Annotated in this window: 17 protein-coding genes; 9 read left to right on the forward strand and 8 right to left on the reverse strand. The window is 60.1% G+C overall.

All coding sequences use genetic code 11. From position 1 onward, the window contains the following. The first annotated feature begins 305 nt into the window (after nt 1-305). Nucleotides 306-599, forward strand: coding sequence for an antitoxin (locus tag GGD53_RS15385; protein ID WP_210303233.1), 294 nt, complete (start codon nt 306-308; stop codon nt 597-599). Further along, a complete protein-coding gene (locus tag GGD53_RS15390; RefSeq protein WP_184457375.1) occupies nt 596-1,000 on the forward strand; it encodes a PIN domain-containing protein in 405 nt (134 codons plus the stop codon). Before GGD53_RS15385 ends, GGD53_RS15390 begins: the two co-directional genes overlap by 4 nt. A gap of 197 nt (nt 1,001-1,197) precedes the next feature. Here GGD53_RS15390 and GGD53_RS15395 read toward each other — a convergent pair whose 3' ends face one another. The 5 genes from GGD53_RS15395 to GGD53_RS15415 form a co-directional block, all read right to left on the reverse strand. Further along, nucleotides 1,198-1,866: a winged helix-turn-helix domain-containing protein gene (locus tag GGD53_RS15395; RefSeq protein ID WP_184457377.1), complete on the reverse strand. Its 669-nt coding sequence runs from the start codon at nt 1,864-1,866 to the stop codon at nt 1,198-1,200. A 31-nt stretch (nt 1,867-1,897) separates the two neighbouring features. Next, entirely contained in the window at nt 1,898-2,671 is a 774-nt protein-coding gene (gene fabG / locus GGD53_RS15400; RefSeq protein ID WP_184457379.1) for a 3-oxoacyl-ACP reductase FabG, read from the reverse strand. After that, nucleotides 2,668-4,377 carry an acetolactate synthase catalytic subunit gene (locus GGD53_RS15405; protein WP_184457381.1) on the reverse strand — a complete coding sequence of 570 codons (1,710 nt, stop codon included), beginning with the start codon at nt 4,375-4,377 and terminating at the stop codon, nt 2,668-2,670. Before GGD53_RS15405 ends, fabG begins: the two co-directional genes overlap by 4 nt. 2 nt (nt 4,378-4,379) lie before the next feature. Next, complete coding sequence (locus GGD53_RS15410; RefSeq protein ID WP_184457383.1) at nt 4,380-5,741, reverse strand: aspartate aminotransferase family protein; 1,362 nt, start codon at nt 5,739-5,741, stop codon at nt 4,380-4,382. Nucleotides 5,742-5,851: 110 nt separating this feature from the next. Then, on the reverse strand, nt 5,852-6,547 hold the full coding sequence (locus tag GGD53_RS15415) for a GntR family transcriptional regulator (RefSeq protein ID WP_184457384.1): 696 nt from the start codon (nt 6,545-6,547) through the stop codon (nt 5,852-5,854). A 243-nt stretch (nt 6,548-6,790) separates the two neighbouring features. Here GGD53_RS15415 and GGD53_RS15420 point away from each other — a divergent pair, with 243 nt between their 5' ends. The 4 genes from GGD53_RS15420 to GGD53_RS15435 all read left to right on the forward strand — a co-directional run bounded on the left by GGD53_RS15420 (nt 6,791) and on the right by GGD53_RS15435 (nt 10,744). Further along, the gene (locus tag GGD53_RS15420) at nt 6,791-7,900 is read left to right on the forward strand and encodes an ABC transporter ATP-binding protein (protein ID WP_184457385.1); all 1,110 of its coding nucleotides are present in this window, start codon (nt 6,791-6,793) and stop codon (nt 7,898-7,900) included. A 1-nt stretch (nt 7,901) separates the two neighbouring features. Further along, entirely contained in the window at nt 7,902-8,810 is a 909-nt protein-coding gene (locus GGD53_RS15425; protein ID WP_184457387.1) for an ABC transporter permease, read from the forward strand. A gap of 70 nt (nt 8,811-8,880) precedes the next feature. Beyond that, nucleotides 8,881-9,651: an ABC transporter permease gene (locus tag GGD53_RS15430; protein ID WP_184457389.1), complete on the forward strand. Its 771-nt coding sequence runs from the start codon at nt 8,881-8,883 to the stop codon at nt 9,649-9,651. 34 nt (nt 9,652-9,685) lie between these two features. Further along, complete coding sequence (locus GGD53_RS15435; RefSeq protein WP_184457642.1) at nt 9,686-10,744, forward strand: ABC transporter substrate-binding protein; 1,059 nt, start codon at nt 9,686-9,688, stop codon at nt 10,742-10,744. 47 nt (nt 10,745-10,791) lie between these two features. Here GGD53_RS15435 and GGD53_RS15440 read toward each other — a convergent pair whose 3' ends face one another. The 3 genes from GGD53_RS15440 to traA form a co-directional block, all read right to left on the reverse strand. Further along, nucleotides 10,792-12,033 carry an aminotransferase class I/II-fold pyridoxal phosphate-dependent enzyme gene (locus tag GGD53_RS15440; protein WP_184457390.1) on the reverse strand — a complete coding sequence of 414 codons (1,242 nt, stop codon included), beginning with the start codon at nt 12,031-12,033 and terminating at the stop codon, nt 10,792-10,794. A gap of 122 nt (nt 12,034-12,155) precedes the next feature. Beyond that, nucleotides 12,156-12,833, reverse strand: a complete 678-nt coding sequence (locus GGD53_RS15445; RefSeq protein WP_184457392.1) for a winged helix-turn-helix transcriptional regulator — start codon at nt 12,831-12,833, stop codon at nt 12,156-12,158. 603 nt (nt 12,834-13,436) lie between these two features. Continuing rightward, a complete protein-coding gene (gene traA / locus GGD53_RS15450) occupies nt 13,437-18,101 on the reverse strand; it encodes a Ti-type conjugative transfer relaxase TraA (protein WP_184457394.1) in 4,665 nt (1,554 codons plus the stop codon). A gap of 223 nt (nt 18,102-18,324) precedes the next feature. On the opposite strand from traA, the gene GGD53_RS15455 reads away from it, so the two are divergent. The 3 genes from GGD53_RS15455 to traG are packed head-to-tail and all read left to right on the forward strand — an operon-like array spanning nt 18,325 to nt 20,751. Further along, a complete protein-coding gene (locus GGD53_RS15455) occupies nt 18,325-18,612 on the forward strand; it encodes a TraC family protein (RefSeq protein ID WP_184457396.1) in 288 nt (95 codons plus the stop codon). After that, entirely contained in the window at nt 18,602-18,835 is a 234-nt protein-coding gene (locus GGD53_RS15460) for a conjugal transfer protein TraD (RefSeq protein ID WP_184457398.1), read from the forward strand. Before GGD53_RS15455 ends, GGD53_RS15460 begins: the two co-directional genes overlap by 11 nt. Continuing rightward, nucleotides 18,832-20,751, forward strand: a complete 1,920-nt coding sequence (traG, locus tag GGD53_RS15465; protein WP_184457399.1) for a Ti-type conjugative transfer system protein TraG — start codon at nt 18,832-18,834, stop codon at nt 20,749-20,751. The genes GGD53_RS15460 and traG overlap by 4 nt, the downstream gene beginning before the upstream one ends. Nucleotides 20,752-20,757 lie beyond the last annotated feature (6 nt).

Genomic DNA, 20,757 nt, shown 5'->3' on the forward strand with positions numbered 1-20,757 from the left:
ACCCGGCTCAGCCGGTCGGATCGGGGGCTGAGCGTCAGTGCCAGCGTCGCATTTCTAATCGGTTGGCAGAGTCGCATTCCTAATCAGCTTTGACAGTTATAACATTACGCCTTGTAATGCCGTCGATCGCTGTGAAAAGCCGAGAGCCCGCTAGGAGGAACCGGCCGGGAACTCGAAAGCGCGCGAATGTGTGCCTATCAGACCGCCAATCGGCGGTTTGCTTGAATCCCGCTGTTTCGCCGATGCTTCCCAAGGTCGACGTCAACTGGACATGCTTGAAATCTTCATCGGAGCCGAGTATATGCATGTGTATATGCAAGGAGTCCAACGTGCCCCATCTCCAAAATCAAGAGCCTGCTCCTCCGCGCGAGGCCAAGCTTTTCCGAAACAACAAGAGCCAGGCTGTCCGCATCCCGGCTGACTTTGAGCTGCCAGGAGACCGCGTGATGATCCACCGGGACGGCGATCGGCTCATCATCGAGCCGGTGCGCCGCAAGAACCTGCTGGAAGTTCTCGCTGGTTTAGATGCGCTCGGTCCTGAAGATCAGTTCCCGGATGTCGACGAAACCTTGCCTCCTGCGAAGGAAATAGACCTGTGAGCAAGCTTTATATGCTGAACACCAATATCGTGTCCGAGCTTGCTCGGAACCCGAGGGGCGCCGTTACTCGACGCATCGGCGAGGTTGGGCCGGATGTAATCTGTGTCAGCATCATCACGGCGTCCGAGTTGCGCTACGGCTGCGCCAAGAAGGGATCGCCGAAACTTCTGGCTCAAATCGAGGCGATCCTCGGGAGCGTGCCGGTGCTGGCGCTGGACGTACCCGCCGATGCCGAGTACGGCGGCATCCGGGCTGAACTGGAGACCGCAGGCAAGACTATCGGCCCCAATGACCTGCTCATTGCCGCCCATGCATCTGCTCTCGGCGCTGTTCTGGTGACGGCTAACACAGGAGAATTCATGCGTGTCCGCGCCCTGCAGGTCGAAAACTGGTTGAGTTGATTGCCGCTAACTTGAATATGCGTCGGGCCTACGCATCCTTGAGCGCTCTCTGAAGCTCGAAACAGGCTCGATCAGGCCGCAGCCGTGGGCGAATCATGCCCTCGCCGATGACTGAGACAAGGAGCGCCGTACAGCCGGAAGGATCGAGGCGCGAACCCAGTCGCGAGCCGCTAGAGATCCGGCCGTCCAGGCATCTATCATCCCAGCATTTCAAGAGTGTAACCTGCACCGTACACCGTCCGGATTCTTAGATTGCGGAGGTCCGCAACCGCCCTTCGCAACCGACCGATATGTACGTCGATTGTCCGTTTCCCCACGTCGTGCGGATCGGGCCACACCGCCGCGATGAGCTGTTTGCGGGAACTGATCTGTCCTTGCCTTTCCAATAAGAACCTCAGGATTCTCACCTCCATCGGCGCAAGCGCAACGCGCTTGCCTGAAGCGACGACAGCATTCGGCTCGAATACAATATCGGCAAGGGCAGGAAAAACCGTCGGGGCAATAGGCTCCCAGTGCTGTCTCCTTTCGTGCAGAAAAGCGAGGAGTTTTGAAGGCGACAAAGGACGTGTGATGCCTTCGTCGAGGCCTGCCTTGATCAACCGCAAATGCTGTTTGCGCATATCTCCGCCGATGAGCGCACCCACGGGAAGCCCCGCGTCCTTCAGAAGGGCACATAGCAGCGCAATATCGCTCGGCCAACCCGCGCAATCCAGGACGACGGCGCAAAGATTTGCTGATCTGCAGGCTTCCATGACATCGTCGTCGCTTGCAGCCAGACGAGCCTCGAAGCCCTCACGACGCAGGATATGCGCGAGGAGCAAATAGAGCTCGGCGTCTTGCGAGCAAACCAGAATGACAGGAGTCACGTCGATCGCCCCTCTGTTTGAACAGCCCCCCTCAACTCGGCGCGAACTCGCCGCCGTTGACATCGATGATGGCTCCGTTGACGAACCCTGCATCTTCCGACGCAAGGAATGCGATCACTGCAGCGACGTCATCCGGATCACCAAGCCGACCAGCCGGAATACGGCTGAGCGCGTCAATGTTGGTTTTGCTTTCCGGGCAGCCTGTCAGTGGCGTGAGGATGCGACCCGGCGCCACGACATTCGATGTTATGCCGTAGGAGCCGTATTGAGAGACGAGAACGCGGGATAATCCTGAAAGTGCGGCTTTTGACGCCACATAGCTCGGACCGGCGATCCGAGGCCTTGTCCGACCCGCAAGAGAACCGACGAGTATGACGCGCCCATAGCCTTTTTTCTTCATGGCCGGCAGAACGGCCTGGCAACACAACATCGCCCCCGTCAGGTTGACTGTGAGCACGTCGTTCCACTCTTCGAGGGCAAGATCGGAGATGTTAAGAGGACCGTTGGGGCCTTTCGGCGAGATCCCTGCGTTGCAGACGAGGATCCCGGGGTCGTCAAAGATATCGGCGACTTCCGCGAAAAAACGCGTTAGTGCCGCTGGCTCACGGAGATCTACCTGTCTCGCAATCGAGCGCTCTGGTCCGAAAGCCTTGACAAGCGCGCCGCCAGCGGTCGCGACGCTTGCCGCGCCATGGCTAAAGACGGCAACCCGATGGCCGGCTTTGAGCAGACGAAACGCGGTGGCAAGACCGATCCCGGTCGTGCCACCGCTGATGACCGCAACTGGGCTGCCGTCGGCGCTCACGCCGCTTGATCCATTGCCGCAAACAGCGACAGCGGCGGATGGGCGCCCGGTTCCGTCATGACCTCAATCAGCAGAGGACCCTCTCCAGAGAGACCGCGCTCGAGGTATCTGGGAAGATCGGTGGGGTCGAAAATGCGGACTGCCGGGCAGCCGCAGGCTTCTGCAATTTTTTGATGATCGACATCCGCAAAACTGCAGGCAGTCGTGAACCTGCCGAACTTGGCAGTCTCCGCGTCACGCTGAAACCCCAGTATGCCGTTATTCAACACGATAATGAGGATGGGAAGGCTGCTTCGCACCATCGTCTCCAGTTCTGCCCAGCTATGCGCGAAGCCGCCGTCCCCGACGATCGCAACGACCGGCTTGTCCGGCTCGGCGGCCTTCGCCCCGAGCGCAAGCGGCAGTCCCCAGCCAAGACCAGCAAGGCCGCGCGGCAGGAGAAAGCGCATGCCAGGCGAAAGCGCCCGCAACTGACCGGCAACCCACATCGAGGAATAGCTCGCATCGGCAACAACGGTCGTATCCGCCGTCATCAACTGTTGCAGTTCGAACATGATCCGCTCAGGGCGGATCGGGCTGGCATCAGATCGGGCAACGGATTGACGTTCTGCGTCGAACGCGCACCAGAATCCGGCGATCCGTTCAATCAGCTGATCGCGTTTCGATGCCCGGTAAGAGAGATCGTGGCCGGATAGCTCCCGTCGCAGCGCCCGGATTGTCTCTGCAGCGTCGCCCGCCAACCTGACGGCCTCGTATGTGCGACCGATTTCGGCGGGATCGACATCGACGTGGATGACCGACGCGGACCGCGGAATTTGACGCCAACTGTCCGTGCCATTCTGATTGGTGCGCGTCCCCACCAGAATGACGAGATCGGCCTCTTCGACGAGCGCAACCGTATGTCGTCCGAGTGACCGCGGCCCGACGAGAGCACCGAGAACGCCTGCCGACAGGGGATGGTACTCGTCGACCGCGCCTTTGCCCATATTCGTGGTGACCACCGGAAGCGAGGCCTCATTCTGTAGCGCCGAAAGTTCGCCGGCGGCACGGCTTGCGTGAACGCCGCCTCCGGCGATTATGACGGGAGCGTGAGCCGCCGCAATCATTGAAGCTGCGCGCTCGATGTCGCTATCGCGTGGACGCAATCGATCAAGCGGCCAATCGCCGAGGGCAGCCTGGCGCCGAAAGGGCGAAGGCGCTGTCTGCTCTCGCAACAGGTCGGCGGGAAGCAGGAGTGCGACCGGCCCAGGCCGACCCGAGGCGGCTGCCGTGAAGGCGGCATCGATATAATCATCGATCCGTTCCGCAACGATCACCTTGCGCACCCATTTCGTGCAGGATTGGAATAATGCGAGATGGTCGAGCTCCTGGAATGCGTTGCGGTCAGCCTGATCTCGTTCAACATCCTGGACGAGCGCGACAATCGGTACGCTGGCCTTCAGCGCCTCGGCCAGCGGTGGAACGAGAAGCGTTGCCGCTGGGCCGTTTTGCGCTGCGACCACGCCGATCTTCCCGGACAGGCGCGCATAGCCATCCGCCATGGTCCCTCCCATGTTTTCTTGGCGGTAGGCGACCTGGCGGATGCCGATTGCTTCGGCCGCCAGGATAACCGCCGAAGGCAGGCTCTGAGCGAAGATATCGGTGACGTCGTGTCTTTTGAGAGAATGCGCTATACGTTCGGCGACGGTGAAAACATCAGTTGCCATGGTTAGATGCCTGCTTCTGTTGGATTTGCTTCAAGGGTTGAAAGGAAGTCTGCGAAGGCTGAGATGACCGCGTCACCGTCAGCCTTGGTCATCGCCGTCGATAGGCAAGCCGCAGCGCCATTGGGCAGCAGAATGCCGCACGCGAGGAAATGCCTCGAGAGCCTCGCCATCAATTCCGTCTCTTCAGGGTCGAGATAAGCCTCGCGGAAATCTGTTGGCTCCTTGCCTCTCGGGTGGATGCGAAACAATGATGCGGCCCCCGTAACGCTGAAGGCTGCGCCACAACGCTCGATCTCCCTGCGAAGACCGGCTCGAATCCTGTCGCCAAGGCTTTCGAGCGAAGCGAACGCGGTCTCGGTCATCGCCTCCATCGCGACCCGCCCCGCGACCATCGATACGGGATTTGCCGAAAACGTGCCGCCTTGCGGAAGCAGCGGCTTGCCGCTGTCGCTCGCGAAGACCCGCATGACCTCCTCGCGGCCTCCAATTGCCCCGACCGGAAAACCTCCGCCGATGATCTTCCCAGCCGCGACCAGATCGGGCTGCAGACCATAGCGGGCCGAAGCCCCCATATAGGACTGCCGTAGATTGAGGACTTCATCGGCAACGACGAGGATTCCATATCGCCTGGCGATCGCACCAACGGCTGCAAGGAAACTCGGTTCGGGCGCAATCAATCCGGCGCGGCTCGGCATCGGATCAATGAGGATACAGGCGAGTGACGGGGCTGCCGAGGCGATGCGGCGCTCAAGATCTTCGACGTCGTTGAAACGGATGACGGTCACCTCCTCACCAACCGAGGGCGGCATGCCACGATAAGCAGGTACAGCCGGCGATCTCAGTGGGTCATTCCAAATAGCCGGCGATACCGCCTGCCCCGTTTCAGCCCAGTCATAAGCACCGTGATAGGCGCCTTCGATCCGTGCAATGCCTGGCCGGCAGGTGAAGGCGCGGGCGGCCTTGATCGCAAACATCACAGCCTCGGTCCCGCTGTTGACGAAGCGAATATGTTCGATCGCGGGAATGCGCTCGATCAAAAGTTCAGCCAGCGTGATCTCGTGTTCGGTGGGATTGGAGAAGCACGTTCCGCGGTGAAGAAGGTCCGCGACCGCGTCGGCGACAGGAAGGAAACCGTGACCGTGGATCAGCGTCGTGAAATTGTTGTTGAGATCGAGGAGCCGGTTGCCATCGACATCGATCAGATACGCTCCCTCTCCGCGCGAGATGTAAAGCGGGCTCGGTTCGTGATCCACGGTAACCCGCGTTATCCCGGTTGGAAAAACGCGCCGCCCCCTTTTGAAGAAATGTTCTGACCGCGACCGGGAGAATCCCCGGCCATTGGGTAAAATGTCAGCATGAAACATTGGAATTTCTCCGGTCGATGCGGGTCGCGGCGCGACCCTTCACAATTTTGTTGTAACAAAAATCATGAACCCGAAGAAGTTGCAACAAAAAAAATGCTGCGGCCGCGCTATTACCGCTTGAGTCGCTCCTGGGCCGCTTTTTTTAAGCGACGAAAGCCATCGCGAATATCGTTTTCCATTGCGGCGCGAACTGCAGAGGGATCCTTATCCACCAGCCCCTCGATGGCAGCCATGTGGTTGCGCACACCGTATTTTACTTCCGCGAACTCGGGATAAAGATCGTGAAACGAAGCGCCTACCCTTAACCAGAGGGCCTCGATAGTTGAAAAGAGGTGCGGCATTTCACACAGTCGATAGATCGTAAAGTGGAATTCCTTATTTTCGTGAAGAGCATCAGAATAGCGCCCGTCATCGAGGGCTGACGTTATTTTGCCTTGAAGTTCCAACAACTTATTTATCGTGTCATTGGTCGCGCGAAGAGCGCCTTTTTCAGTGGCCAAGCCCTCAAGCGCAATCCGCATCTGAGTGACCTCATAGAGCGCCGGTAGATCAAGATGCGGGACGATAACAGTCTTGGGCCCAGCCATGACGAGCGCGCCCTCCAAGACCAGCCTGTTGATTGCCTCACGTGCGGGCGTTGCACCAATGTGCAGCATTTCAGCAACCGAGCGGATCGGCAACTTATGACCAGGTTTGTATGCACCGCGTACGAGCTGCTCCTTGATGGATGAATAGGCGAAGTCACTAAGGCGCCCAGACTGCTGCTCCGACGGCGGAGATTCCTCTCCGGTTGTATTTTCGTTCAAAATCGACCCCCATGCGTTGACATTGTCGCATTTTTGTTGCAACAAAAATAACATATACGAATAGCGATAACGTAATGTGACAGCATAACGGGATCGTGAATATCCGCAACGTCATGGCTGCGGAACGCCGTGCCCGCAATAACTGCCGATCTTTTCGGCGTAGCACTGACAGCACCTGGCCGCATGAGCAGGCCGGGAGGTTTCAATGCGCGTCTCAGCACGCGAAATGGAGGAGATATCGTTTTGATTGGTGCGCCTGTTTTCATCGATCGCATAGGTAAAGCCTACGGCAGCCAGACTGCCGTAGCGGAAGTAACCTTGGACATTCCGGCAGGCGAATTCCTGTCGATCCTCGGCCCATCTGGATCGGGCAAGACGACGCTGCTGACGATGATCGCCGGTTTCGAAAGCCCCTCTGCCGGACGCCTGGTCATTGGCGGGCGCGATGTGACGGCCGTATCGCCCGACCGACGCAATATCGGGATGGTCTTTCAGCGCTACGCCTTGTTCCCGCACCTGACCGTCGCGGAAAATATCGCCTTTCCGCTGAAGATGCGCGGCATTTGCAAGAACCTCAGAGCCGAACGCGTTGACCGAACGCTGGACCTCGTCCAACTCCGCGACTACGCCAGACGTTATCCCCACGAACTATCCGGGGGACAGCAACAGAGAGTGGCGGTCGCGCGAGCAATTGTCTTCGAACCGCCTGTTCTTTTGATGGACGAGCCCCTCGGGGCGCTGGACAAGAAGCTGCGCGAATCCATGCAGCTCGAGATCAAACAGTTGCAGCAGCGTCTCGGCGCTACGGTCATCTATGTGACGCACGATCAGGAGGAGGCGTTGACCATGTCTGACCGGATCGCCGTTATGGCAAAGGGGCAACTCGCACAACTCGGAACCCCGGCGGACATCTACCACAATCCGCAAAGCGCCTTCGTTGCGGACTTCATTGGCAAGATGAACTTCCTGGCTGGAGAATTCGTGGGCGAGACCGCCGGCAACCAGACAATCAGACTAGGTGACGATGTGATCATTGATACGCCGGGCGCTGCCCCGGGTTTCGATGGTCCTGCAAGGATCGGTGATCGTGTTCGCCTTGCGCTCCGACCTGAGCGCCTTGGCCTTGCAATGCGCGGCGCGGGGGGAAAGAACGCGCTGCCCGGCAGGATCGAAACTTCGGTTTTTGCAGGCTGCTTCGATCTTCATCTCGTTCGGACGGACTTCGGAAACGGAGAAATCATTCAGGTTCAGGTCCCCGCCAACGGGACCGGATCGCCTTTTGCGGCGGGTACCCTCGTGGATGTCATTGCCGAGCGCGATTGCCTACGGCTCTTTACCGATGCGGAGGCATGAGATGACCATGACCGTCGATAATCTCGCACTCGCACCGACCGTTTCAGCAAGCTGGCTATTCTCGCACTCGGCCCGCCGCTATTCGCACGCGCTGACGCTCCTTCTTATTGCGCCGCTGATCCTCCTGCTCGCCGGAGGCTTCCTCTATCCGATCGGCCGGCTTATCTCTTTGAGCGTCATGGCGCCGGAATTCACGCTCGAATATTACCGCCGTATCGTTTCCGAGCCGCTTTACATCGACGTCCTGCTTCGAACGCTGCAGACAGGCGCGATTGTCACTGTGGCGAGCCTGCTTCTCGGATATCCGGTCGCCTTTCTCATGGCACGCGCCAAAGGCAAGATTGCCATGATCGTCGCGGCGGCGGTGTTCGTGCCGCTCTGGACCTCAGTGCTGGTGCGATCATACGCCTGGATCGTGTTGCTGCAGCGAAGCGGTATCGTCAATGGCTTGCTCATCGAAACCGGCGTCATCACCAGCCCTTTGAAGCTCCTCTATACCGAGGGCGCCGTCATCCTTGCGATGACACATGTCCTGATGCCCTTCATGATCCTGCCGATCTGCAATGCTCTTCGCACTATTCCTGCCGAATATATGCAGGCCGCCCGCAACCTCGGCGCCGGCTCCATGCGCGCATTCATGAGCGTGACCTTGCCGCTCAGCCTGCCTGGAATTTTTGCCGGCTGCGTCATGTGCTTCATTCTGGCGATCGGCTTTTATATCACGCCGGCACTCGTTGGCGGACCGGGAGCATTGATGATGGCAACGCTGATCGGCCAGCAAACTATCGTCCTGCTTGACTGGCCATTCGCCGCAGCGCTCGCGACAGTCCTCCTTACCACAACCCTCGTCTTTGTCCTTGCGTTCCGCAGAGCCCTTTCCATCAGCAAGGGAATGAACAGTGTCAACTGAGCCCATAAGCCCCGCCTCGTTCACCGCCTCTCGCGTCAACAGTAGCCATCGACCTTATGGCCAGGCAGTCTTGCAGCTTCTCGGGGGACTTCTGATCGGCGCGATCCTGTTCTTCCTGATATTGCCCACGCTACTCGTTATTCCAATTTCGCTGAATGATAGCAGCTATATCGAATTCCCGCCGAAAGGCCTGACGCTTCGCTGGTATGGCGAATTTCTCTCCGATCCGGACTGGCGCGCGGCGACGATTTTCAGTCTGAAGATTGCTCTGTCGACAACCATCGCTTCGACGGCAATCGGAACAATGGCCGCTATCGGGCTCGTTCGCGGCAATCTGCCGGGAAAGGCCCTTCTGCAGGCGCTGTCGCTCGGGCCAATGATTGTCCCCCATGTCGTCTTCGGTGTTGCGCTTTATCTGATTTTCTCGCCGCTTGGCCTGACGGGCAATTTTGCTGGTTTCCTGATCGCGCACACCGTGCTTTCGGTCCCCTACGTCATCATCACCGTATCCGCGGCACTCGAACGCTTCGACCCGTCGCTTGAGCTTGCCGCGCTGAATTGCGGGGCAAGCCGGAGCCGCGCCTTCTTCAGCATTGTGCTTCCAAACATCTCGCCAGCGGTTGCTGCTGCTTCGGTTTTTGCTTTTCTAGCGTCATTCGACGAGGCGACGGTTGCCTTCTTCATCTCCGATACCGGGGGCAAAACGATCAGCCGCAAAATGTTCGAGGATATCGATTTCAATCTCACCCCGGTCATTGCATCGGTTTCGACGCTGCTCGTCGCGATATCGCTCGTCCTCATGGGCTCCATCCATCTCCTTACAGGCCGCGGGGAGGATTAACGTGGCCATATTCATCGGGACAGAGGAGTACGCGATGAAAAATCGAATCGAAATCAAGCGTTTGTTGCTTGCGGCTTGCCTCATGATAGCTGGTGCAGGCGCGACGCAAGCCGAGGAACAGGTGGTCATCGCGACCACCGGTGGCGCCTACGATGCTGCGCTGCGAAAATTCTGGTTCGAGCCGTTCACCGAAGAGACAGGTATCAAGGTTGTTTCTATCGCAGCAACGAATGCCGAGATGCGGGCGAAAGCTGCGGCCATGGTCAAGACCGGCAATGTGACCTGGGACCTTTACCCGGATGGCGAGATCCAGGCGAGCGCTGAAGCGCATCGACTGACATCTGAAGACCTGGCCGAGTTTTGCAAGCCTTTCGACGGCCGGCCAGACCTCGTTGAGGATGCCTGTGTCGGTTCGGGCGCGAGGCTCTTTTCGACCGCAACGCTCATGGCCTACGACCCAACCGGTTTCAAGGAAGGCAATCCCTCGAGCTGGGCCGACATGTGGGACCAGACAAAGTATCCCGGCGGCCGCTCGTTTCCGAATTTCGACGATCCGTGGCGGGTCATGGCTGCCGCGCTGCTGGCCGATGGCGTCCCGCGCGACAAGCTCTTTCCACTAGACGTCGACCGCGCACTGAAAAAGCTTGACGAGATCCGCCCTGCGATATCGCTGTGGTGGAAGACTGGTGATCAGAGCGTTCAGGGATTTCGCAACGGCGACTACAGCATCGGGCAGATCTGGCTGACACGCGCAAATACTCTGAAGGCTGAGGGACGCCCGATCGCCTGGTCCAAGCAGGCTTCTTTTCTGGTCGGTGATCGCTTGACCATCATCAAGGGCGCGCCGAACCGGGAGAATGCGGAGAAGCTGGTCGGCTACTGGCTTGATCATCCGGAGGCCCAGGCCAGGGTCTGTGAGGAACTCCTCTGCACCCCGCCCAGTCGTAAGGCGACTGGATTAATGTCGCCGGCCGCACGTGCGGCGCTTCCAAGCGATAAGGATATCAGAGATTACATCGTCATTCCGGACGCCAAATGGATCAATGAAAACGCCGCAATGATGCTCGAGCGCTGGAACGCTTGGATCCGATGACACGTCATCCCCGGGCGAGAAGCGCCCGGGGATGCGGAGACCGGTCGCTAGCCCTTCAGGGCACGATTGATGGCGGCAGAGACGCCGCGCACTTCCGCGGTCGTGTGGCCGGCGGTCGGACATATCCGCAGTCCTGCCCTCCCCTTGGCTACCGTCGGGAAGAAGATAGCCGATGTATAGTAACCGGCGTCGAGCACCACTCTCGCGGCACCGATTGCCGCAAGCTCGTCACCGACGACGATGGTCCGGATGGGCAGTCGTGACCCCGCCTGCGCGGTCGGCACCAGTTCATCGAATAGAGAGATGTATTCTGCAAGCGCCTTTTGCCGCACGCCGAGTTCCGGCATGCGGTGGATCGCCTGGGAGGCGAGAGCGGCACCAATCGCCGCAACATTGATCGAGGCCGAAAAGGCGTGCGCAAGAGCAAAGCGGCGAAAGATTTCTTCCTGAAACGACGTTCCAAGCATCAGCATGCCGCCTGAGGCGCCAAAGCCCTTGCCGAGTGAGGCCGCAATGATCGTCCGCTCTCCGAGACCCTCGGGCATCTGCGAACGGGCAAAGCCCTCGCCTCTTTCTCCGAAGAGCGATATGCCGTGAGCATCATCGATATAAAGGAAAAGGCCGTACCGCTCCTGAAGGTCGCGCAATTCCTGGATCGGTGCGCAGCCACCCATGGAGTAGACCCCGTCACAGACATAGGCGACCGTCTCATTCTGACGGCAGATGTCCTCAAGCGCGTGAACATCATTGTGGCCTATCGTGCGGACCTCGCATTCCTCGGCAACGACGGGCTTGTTGAAGGCAAGCGTCGCATGGGCATAACGATCGAACACCATCACCGGTTTTTTGCCGCCGGTCAGGACTCCGGACGCAATCAGTGGAAGGGCGCTCATATTAGCGGCAAGTACCGTTGTGTAGGTGATGACCCTTGCCGCGAAAAGATCGGAAAGAGCATCCTCCAGATCTCCCAAGGCCGCAAAATTGAGCCGTGTCCGGGCGCAGGACCAGTGCAGTGTTCCATAACGCCGAACGGCCTCGATCGCACCCTCGACGATTGAAGGATGATTGTCGAGCCCAAGATATGAGCAGCGAACGAAGTCGACGAGGGGTTGCGATCGACTCTCCGAAATTGGCAGCGTTACCGCCCGACCGTGCGACGGATTGACATAAAGCGCCATGAGGCCGTCGAGATGGGCCGCCGCGAAATGAGGTCCGGCATGCCTGATCAAGCTGGCGGTGTTTCTATGGGATATAGTGGGCGAGCTTACGCCCGAATCAGCCTCTTGCATGTTGTGCTCCCAAAGGTTGGATCGATTACACGTTAACCGGGAGCTTTTCGTTTATACAACGAACGCCACAGCAAGCTTTTCCAAATTTTTGGTGAAGATGTGAATAGACAAGGTTCATTGCTTCAGGCGACATCGATCGCATATCCGACCTTTGGAACAGTGCGGATTACATCCCGACCAAGTGCATGCTTCAACGCCCGTCGGAGGCGGCCGATATGAACATCGACCGTCCGCGGCTCGACGAATGCTGTCTGCGGCCAAGCGATGTCTATCAGCTCGGCACGGCTGAGAACGCGGCCTGCGTTATCCATAAGGGCGCTCAACAGGCGAAACTCGATCGGACTAAGGTTGACCGGCTCGCCCCGCACCAGAACACGTCGACCCCCAGCGTCCAACTTCATATCGTCAAACATTCCAACCAGGGTGCCAGACGTCTTGTCGGAGGAACCACCTATGACACTGTTCAGATAAGACAGGAGGCGTTGCGGTCGCATTGGCCTGGTAAAGCTCTCATCGACGTTGGCCTTCAGGATGTCGAGATAGGCGGTCTTTTCGGCGACAAGCGCGATGAGAATAACACCGCTGGCCTTTTCCTTTAGGCTGAAGGCGATATCAGCCAGGATTTGCGAGCCCGGCTGACAGTCGACGATGATGGCTGCGGCGTCGCGCTCCGCCGCTGCCGGCACGGCTTCGCTCGGAACATCAATGAGGATTGGTGTGTATCCTGCTTCCTCCAAAATGTGTGAGAGCATCAAATAGTAGTCCGCATCTTGAGATACGATTATCAAAAGCTCGCTCATCGATCGGCCTCGCAATCTGGGGCCCTCACCGCGACAAGTTTTGATACCACAAATTGGTCGTCAGAATTCGTCATACTGATTGGCACATTACGCACATTGCCTCGTAAGGGCATCAAAGAATCGCGAAAGCACTCTCATTCCGAGTTTTTTTATAACTTGCCTTTTCATTTTGTTACAACATAATGTTGAGGGCGCGAGGAATTTCGCGCCGTAGCGCATAGCCAGGGACGGCACGTGATCGTGGCCCATGCGATGGGATCAACGTCCGGCATATTCTGATCACCTGTTTCCGGACGGTAACGGGGCATTTTCTATGCGCGAAAGATTCGAAGACTATCCGCTCGGTTGCGCCGCCGCGGCCACGCCTGATATTTGGAGTGATGGAGATATCGCAGTTACAAGTCATGCTGCTCGATCGCTTTACGGACCCAATGCGAAGACGGCGGCGGCGTGGTGCGCTTTAGGCGCGCGCGCTGACGGCCGCTCCGGTGACTTCAGCTTCTGGGTGAGAGTCTTCAAACACCTGAGCACAGAGGAGACCGCGACATCCCAGCGCGAAAGCGAGCAGGCAACAAGCGTCGATTGCCGGTTGTTCAGCGACCTTTAGAGATCGATGCCGCGGATGCGGTGAGGAGCACGCTGACGCCGTTCTGCGCGGATCTGCCGACTGCTTTCCGTGTGGACTGTCTGTTGCAGGACCTTCAACCTCTCCTGCATTGCCGCAAAGGCCTGGCGCTGCGCCTCTGGCACGCGGTTGATGAGATCCTTGCCGCCGCTGATGATGGCATTGCGGCCGAAGCGCTCGTCGAGCGCCTTGCTGATGTCGTCGAACTCCCGGCGGATGTTCGCGTCGAGAGGACCGGCCGAAACACTTGGCTTGCGCCCGTTCTTCCGCGCCTCCGCGGTCAGACGCACGAGCGCCTCTTCTGCCACCGTCGACAGGCCGGGAATAGCAACCGCCATGCGCCGGCGCTCGTCGATGATGCCCTGGCGCTCTGCATCGAAGATATTGGCATAGGCGGTCCCGAGAGAGCGCAGCCGGCTGGCCGCCTCGGGCACGGCCCGGGTCGCCTCCTTCCGCTCCCGGCCGGAAGCCAGCATTTTGTCCATCAAACGACCCGAGCCGCGCAAGGCGCCATAAGCGGCCGGATCATTGGTCACCGCAGCAGCAATACGCTCGGCGGCGAACTCTTTGACGATCAGTTCCTCGATCTTGCCGACAGCGCCGGCCGGATCACGCCAGATCGTTCTTGCCGCGTTCGCCAGTGCCGCACGCTGCTGACGGTAAAGGGGAGCGGAGAGAGTTCGCGATCGTGCCTCGTCGTCGACTGCACTCTTGAACTCGGTGACAGCGGCAAGCATGGGCAGCACGGTCACCTTCTCCTTGCCTCGCCCCTTCCCTGACTCGCTGCTCGTCACCGCGCTGGCCGCCGCGACGACCTTCGAGCGGTCCTGGCGCTCGGCCAGATACTGCGCCTCGGCAAAACGCTTGACGGCTTCAAACAGGTGGATCAGCCTTTCTCGTTGGGCAGCCGTTAGATCGTCCGGCATGCGCTCGGCCATATAACGTTCAGCAACCGCATCCGCCTTTGCGGTGAAAGCGCTCCAGCCGAAGCGGGCCGTCAGTGCCTCGCCGACAGCCTTGATCTCCTGCACAACCGTGCGGTCCTTCGCGGCAAGGGCAAAGGCTGTCTTATAGGCATCGTCCCGTCCCCTGTTGCGCACCGCCTCGATCTCCAGGAGACGGGCCGTCGCGCCTTCGGAGAGCGCCGGGATCGACAATGACATATGCGCGCGACGCGCCTGCTCATTGAGCTCGAAGCGTTCGGCGTTCCTGCGGAACTCGGTCGCATAGGCGCGAACCATGGGAAGCAATTCCGTCACAGCCGCCAGAGCGACATTTCGCTCCTCCCGCGCCGCGCGTCCGTCGACGATCAGCTCGGAGCCACGCAGGCGGCCAAGCCGATCAGGGCTCACGGCAAGATCGTCGGCGAGCCTGCGGGGTTCGGTGCCGGCCTCTGAAGCAAGCGCATTCAGGGCGACAAGTGCGCCATCCGGATCGCGATAGATCTTTTCCAGCACCGGTCGCAGCAGCGTTTCCCGTTCCTTCCACACTGGGGATGACAACTGCGCCAACCGCGCATCTTCATTGAGGCTTCTGGCGAAGTCGGTGGTCGGCGGGATCAGAGAATGGGCTTTGCCGGCGTTCGCGCCCGAGGTGGGCTGGGGTTCAGTTGGGTGGGATTCAGTTCGCACCTCGCTATAGGAGACGCGCCGTTCCCGCTCGATCGCAAAGCCGAGCGCCATGCTTGCCCGCTCCCAGAGCTTTTCCACCTGCTGTCGCTTTGCGGCAATCCACGCAAAGCGCCGCGAGATGTCCCCCTCGATCTCGGCCGCAGCCAGCGAGAGATGATCGAACTCGCGGCGGCGAGCGAAGTCCTCTGCATGGGCCCGATAGCCGGCCTCGCTTTCAAAATCGAGCGTCGTCGTCTTGGCGCCGGAGCGCGATAGTCGCTCGACGAGCGGCTTGAACAGATCCGGCCGATGACCTTCCCGCTCGATGCGATCCTGGCGCGCTTCGGCGGTTTCGATCTGCCTGGCCGCCCAGACGTTGCGGTCGACCTCCCGCTCCTCGTAACGTTTGTGGCCTGTCTCTTCATCGACAACGGCAATCTGCACCTTGACCCGTTCCACGCCGTCCTTGCGCAAGGTAACGGTGTCGCCCTCTGAGACGCCACCCTCCTCAAGCGCCTTCGGCAGGCTCACGCCCCACAGCCGATGGACGGTTCCATCGTCGGTCCTGACATCGGCATAGGGGCTGTCGTCGGCATCCTCATCATCAGGTCGGAACTTTGCTTCTCCGGTTTCGACAAGCTCGCCGGTCACGCCGGCGGCATGATCGACACGTGGCTTGCGTCCCCATTCCGGCTTTGGCTCAAAATCCTCGCTTGCCGCATAAAGATCGACGCGATCGCGATGACGGGTCATCGCCACATAGGTCAGGTGTTGGTCCATCATGCCGGTGGCAAGCACCAAGGTGCGCTCGACGGTGGTGCCCTGGGCTTTGTGGATCGTTGCGGCATAGCCGTGATCGACATTGCGATAGCTGTCTTCGCTGAAGACGACTTTATGGCCATTGTCGAGTCGAACCGACATTAGAGCTTCGCCGCGTTTGTCACCGGTGGAGATGACCGTGCCGAGCATGCCGTTCTTGACGTATTGCGGACCATACCTCCTGGCCCGCGGCTCGAGAAAGCGGGCGTTCTCCAAAAAGATGATGCGATCGCCGACGGCGAATTCCCGCGCCCCGCGTGCCGTCTGGAAGGTGCGGTTCTCGCTCAACGCACCCTCGCCGGCCATCACCGCACGCAACGCCTCGTTCAGCTTGCCGACATCGTCATTGGTGTGGGCAAGCACGAGCAGTTCGTCGCCGCGAAGCCGACCATCCCTGCCCTCGGAGATCGATCGACCGATCGCCTCTCTGCGCGCCTGGCTCCAGTCGCCAACAATCCGGTCGATCGTTTCCGCGCGCGTGCCCGCCTCGGCAAGGTGACCATGCCGGGCATAAACGTCGAGACCTTTCTCGATCTCGCCGCGGGCAAAGAGCCGCGAGGCCTCACGCGCCCACTCTTCGCGCTGGCGGCGCACGCCGGCAAGCTCGGCAAAGCCGATGCGGTCGCTGATCGCCCGAAAGGCAGCACCCGCCTGGATCGGCTGTAGCTGCATGGCGTCGCCGACGAGAACGACTTTCGCGCCCGCCGCCTCGACGATGTCAAGCACACGGGCCATCTGCTGCGAGGCCACCATGCCGGCTTCGTCGATGACGAGCACATCACCGCGGTGGAGCGTGCCGCGCCCATTGGCCCAGGCCAGTTCCCAGGATGCGAGTGTCCGCGACTTGATGCCGGAACTGTCTTCCAAGCCTTCCGCTGCCTTGCCCGCAAGCGCTGCACCGATCACCCTGTGACCTTTGCTTTCCCAGGCAAGGCGGGCTGCCGCCAGCAGCGTCGACTTGCCGGCGCCGGCAAGGCCGACAACAGCCGCTATGCCGCTGTCGCCGGTGACATGGCGGATGGCATCGACCTGCTCCGCATCAAGCCTCAACGGCTTTTGCGGATCGCCGGTCTCGACGTTTTGAACAGCGGCGGCCACTTGGGCACCGGAGATACCGAAGCCCTTTCGTTCCGAGAGAACCTCAGCCGAGCGCGCCATGTCATATTCGATGCGCAGGATCTCGCGCGTGGTGAACACCGCCGGCGCGACCGCCTTGCCGGTCTCAGCCTCAAGCTGCTGCGGCTTCAGCATCACCAATTCATCCGACGCCATCAGCCGGGCGCGGATGTTGGCGAAGTACGAGGGATCGTCGACATAGCGGTGCAGCGCCTTGGCGATATCCTTCTCGTCGAAGGTCGAGCGCTCGTTGCCGAGCTGCTTCAGCAGCAGCTCCGGCTCTGCCAGCAGCCGGTCGGCCATTTCCTGCCGGCGGGCGAGATCGGCCGGCGCGAAATAGAGCTCCCTCCTCTTTCGCGCCAATGCCGCCTTCTCCGGCCCGAGGTGCCTTTGCGCGATGCCGTCGAAACCCTGTTCGGCATAGGAGCGGCCATCGAGCCGGACCTCATGACCGGCAAGCGCCAGATGCCGGTTGGCTGTTTCCGCCCAGGCGATCTTCCAGGCCTTCAAGGTTTCCTTGTCGCCGGCCCAGCGCTCATAGATGATCTTGCCGTTCGGCCGGTCCGGCGTGACGACGCGCAGCGGCTTGCCGTCTTCGCCAAGAACAGCAACCTTCTTCGGGCCGAAGCCGTCCTCCGTCAGCGGACGCAGCGTGGTCATCAGATGGATATGCGGGTTGCCGTCCTTGTCGTGATAGACCCAGTCGGCCACCATTCCCTTCGAGGTGAAGCTGTCCCGGACGAACTCCCGGACAAGCGCGATGTTCTCGGCTCGCGTCAATTCCTCCGGCAATGCGATGATCAGCTCGCGGGCGAGCTGAGCGTCCGCCCGCGTCTCGAAAGCATCGAGCGCATTCCAAAGCGCCTCACTCGCTTTGGCAACGGATTGCTCACCAATCGCCGCCGTCAGCCAAGCCGGGATCTGATTGGGTAATGCCAGCTCCTCATGCACCAGTTCCCGCGACCCACCCCGGTAGCTGAAGGACGTGCCGGCCTGTTCGTCCAGCATCCGGGCGCGATGGCGATAGGCGGCGGCCGAGACGATGCTGCGCCCCGCTCCCCTGCTGATCACCTGCGCTCTGACGAACATGATTGCCACAGCGGCTCCGCACACCTTCCAAGCACGTCGCGGCAGCGACGTATATTGCGCCCTCAAACCGATCGGACCAAAGGGCCGATGCCGCTTTTCCGGAACACGTGGCCTGGCCGGAATTCCGGCTGCGACGTTTTCGAGGTCGATGCAAAATAGCCTATTTAACTATTTTATTCTAGTTAGTATAATCTGGCCGCTGATGTTGTTTTTAGGAAGGATAAATTCAAAGATGGCCACAAAATCATCGATCTCCGACATAGACGCCCAGATCGAGAAGCTGCGCGAGCGCCGGCGCGCGATGATCGCCAAGTCCGCCGAGCGTTTTGCGCGGGCCGCGACGAAGTCGGGGCTGGCGGAAATGGAGATCACCGACGAGGAGGTCGATCGCCTCGTCGAGGAGATCGCGGCTCGATTTCGCAAAGGCGAGAAGAAAGAGACTGATCGCGCACTCGTTTCGCCGCGTCGACCAGCAACTGGCGGCACTGGAGCGGCGGCGGAGGTTGCTCATGACGGCTGATCGCAAGCATGAGGCGCGCGAGAAGTTTTTGCTCGGCGGCCTCGTCGTCAAGGCGGGACTCACGATGGCTGACCGGGCATTCCTGCTCGGCGGCTTTCTGGAATTGGCAAAAATCGCCCCGGGCTCATCGGAGTATCGACGCTTGCGCGATATCGGCGAGGAGGCATTCAAGATCCCCAAGCTCGACGGCGGTTCGCGGCGCATCGCGGAGGCGGCAGAATGACCACGCGAGCAAAACTGCATCCGAGCCTGTTGCTCATTCTGATGCCGATCGCCATCATTGCTTTTGCCTCCTATCTCGTCGGCTGGCGTTGGCAGGAACTGGCCGCTGGCCTATCAGGCAAGACGGAATATTGGTTCCTGCGGGCCACACCCGTGCCGGCGCTTCTGTTCGGGCCGCTCGCAGGGCTGTTGACGGTATGGGCTCTGCCGTTGCACCGGCGAAAGCCGGTGGCAATGGCGAGCCTCGTCAGCTTTCTGGCTGTGGCCGGCTTCTACGCGCTGCGCGAATATGGCCGACTCGCCCCGTCCGTGGAAAGCGGCGCGGTCTCCTGGAACCAAGCGCTTTCCTATCTGGATGTCGTGGTCGTCATCGGTGTGCTGGTGGGTTTCATGGCGGTGGCCGTGGCCGCGCGCATTTCGACCGCGGTACCCGAGCCGGTGACGCGCGCCAAGCGCGGAACCTTCGGGGACGCAGACTGGCTTTCGATGTCTGCTACTGGAAAGCTCTTTCCGCCGGATGGCGAAATCGTCATCGGCGAGCGCTACCGGGTCGACAAGGAAATCGTCCACGAGCTGCCCTTCGATCCAAACGATCGAGCCACTTGGGGGCAAGGCGGCAAGGCCTCGTTGCTCACCTACAAACAGGACTTCGATTCCACCCACATGCTGTTCTTTGCCGGGTCGGGTGGATACAAGACGACGAGCAACGTGGTGCCGACGGCGCTGCGCTATAGCGGGCCGCTGATCTGCCTCGACCCGTCCACCGAGGTCGCGCCAATGGTGGTCGAGCACCGAACGCGCGTGCTCGACCGCGAGGTCATGGTGCTCGATCCGGCGAACCCGATCATGGGCTTCAACGTGCTCGATGGGATCGAGAGCTCACGCCAAAAGGAAGAGGACATTGTCGGCATTGCGCATATGCTGCTGTCGGAAAGCCTGCGCTTCGAAAGCTCGACAGGATCCTACTTCCAGAACCAGGCGCACAACCTCCTGACCGGTCTGCTCACCCATGTGATGCTCTCGCCCGAATATGAGGGACGGCGAAGCTTGCGCAGTCTCCGCCAGATCGTTTCCGAGCCGGAGCCCTCGGTGCTCGCCATGCTGCGCGATATTCAGGAGCATTCCGCTTCGGCCTTCATCCGCGAAACGCTCGGTGTCTTCACCAACATGACTGAGCAGACATTCAGCGGCGTCTATTCCACAGCATCGAAGGATACGCAGTGGCTGTCGCTTGATAGCTATGCCGCGCTCGTCTGCGGCAATGCCTTCAAATCGAGTGACATCGTTTCGGGCAAGAAGGACGTCTTCCTCAACATCCCGGCGTCGATCCTGCGCTCCTATCCCGGTATCGCGCGCGTCATCATCGGTTCTCTGATCAATGCCATGGTGCAGGCCGATGGCGCCTTCCAGCGCCGGGCGCTGTTCATGCTCGATGAGGTGGATCTGCTCGGCTACATGCGGGTGCTCGAAGAAGCGCGCGACCGCGGCCGCAAGTACGGTGTCTCGATGATGCTGATGTATCAGTCGGTCGGGCAACTGGAGCGGCACTTTGGAAAAGATGGCGCCACGTCATGGATCGATGGCTGCGCTTTTGCGAGTTATGCCGCGATCAAAGCGCTGGACACGGCGCGCAACGTCTCGGCGCAATGCGGCGAGATGACGGTGGAGGTGAAGGGCAGCTCCCGCAACATCGGCTGGGACACCAAGAACAACGCATCGCGGAAATCGGAAAGCGTCAGTTTCCAGCGCCGGCCACTGATCATGCCGCACGAGATCACCCAGTCGATGCGCAAGGACGAACAGATCATCATTGTCCAGGGGCATAGTCCGATCCGCTGCGGTCGCGCAATCTATTTCCGGCGAAAGGAGATGGATCGGGCGGCCAAGGTCAATCGTTTCGTCAAACCGGTGCAGTGACGATCG

The organism is Rhizobium aethiopicum (assembly GCF_014197535.1).
In the GTDB taxonomy this organism is placed as follows: Bacteria; Pseudomonadota; Alphaproteobacteria; order Rhizobiales; family Rhizobiaceae; genus Rhizobium; species Rhizobium aethiopicum_A.

What these genes read in the sequence shown, in the direction of transcription:
- GGD53_RS15405 (WP_184457381.1), bottom strand. Translation starts at nt 4,377, where the DNA reads ATGGCAACTGATGTTTTCACCGTCGCCGAACGTATAGCGCATTCTCTC.
- GGD53_RS15460 (WP_184457398.1), top strand. Translation starts at nt 18,602, where the DNA reads ATGACGGCTGATCGCAAGCATGAGGCGCGCGAGAAGTTTTTGCTCGGC.
- GGD53_RS15440 (WP_184457390.1), bottom strand. Translation starts at nt 12,033, where the DNA reads ATGCAAGAGGCTGATTCGGGCGTAAGCTCGCCCACTATATCCCATAGA.
- GGD53_RS15410 (WP_184457383.1), bottom strand. Translation starts at nt 5,741, where the DNA reads ATGTTTCATGCTGACATTTTACCCAATGGCCGGGGATTCTCCCGGTCG.
- GGD53_RS15435 (WP_184457642.1), top strand. Translation starts at nt 9,686, where the DNA reads ATGAAAAATCGAATCGAAATCAAGCGTTTGTTGCTTGCGGCTTGCCTC.
- GGD53_RS15455 (WP_184457396.1), top strand. Translation starts at nt 18,325, where the DNA reads ATGGCCACAAAATCATCGATCTCCGACATAGACGCCCAGATCGAGAAG.
- traG (WP_184457399.1), top strand. Translation starts at nt 18,832, where the DNA reads ATGACCACGCGAGCAAAACTGCATCCGAGCCTGTTGCTCATTCTGATG.
- GGD53_RS15425 (WP_184457387.1), top strand. Translation starts at nt 7,902, where the DNA reads ATGACCATGACCGTCGATAATCTCGCACTCGCACCGACCGTTTCAGCA.
- GGD53_RS15385 (WP_210303233.1), top strand. Translation starts at nt 306, where the DNA reads ATGTGTATATGCAAGGAGTCCAACGTGCCCCATCTCCAAAATCAAGAG.
- GGD53_RS15445 (WP_184457392.1), bottom strand. Translation starts at nt 12,833, where the DNA reads ATGAGCGAGCTTTTGATAATCGTATCTCAAGATGCGGACTACTATTTG.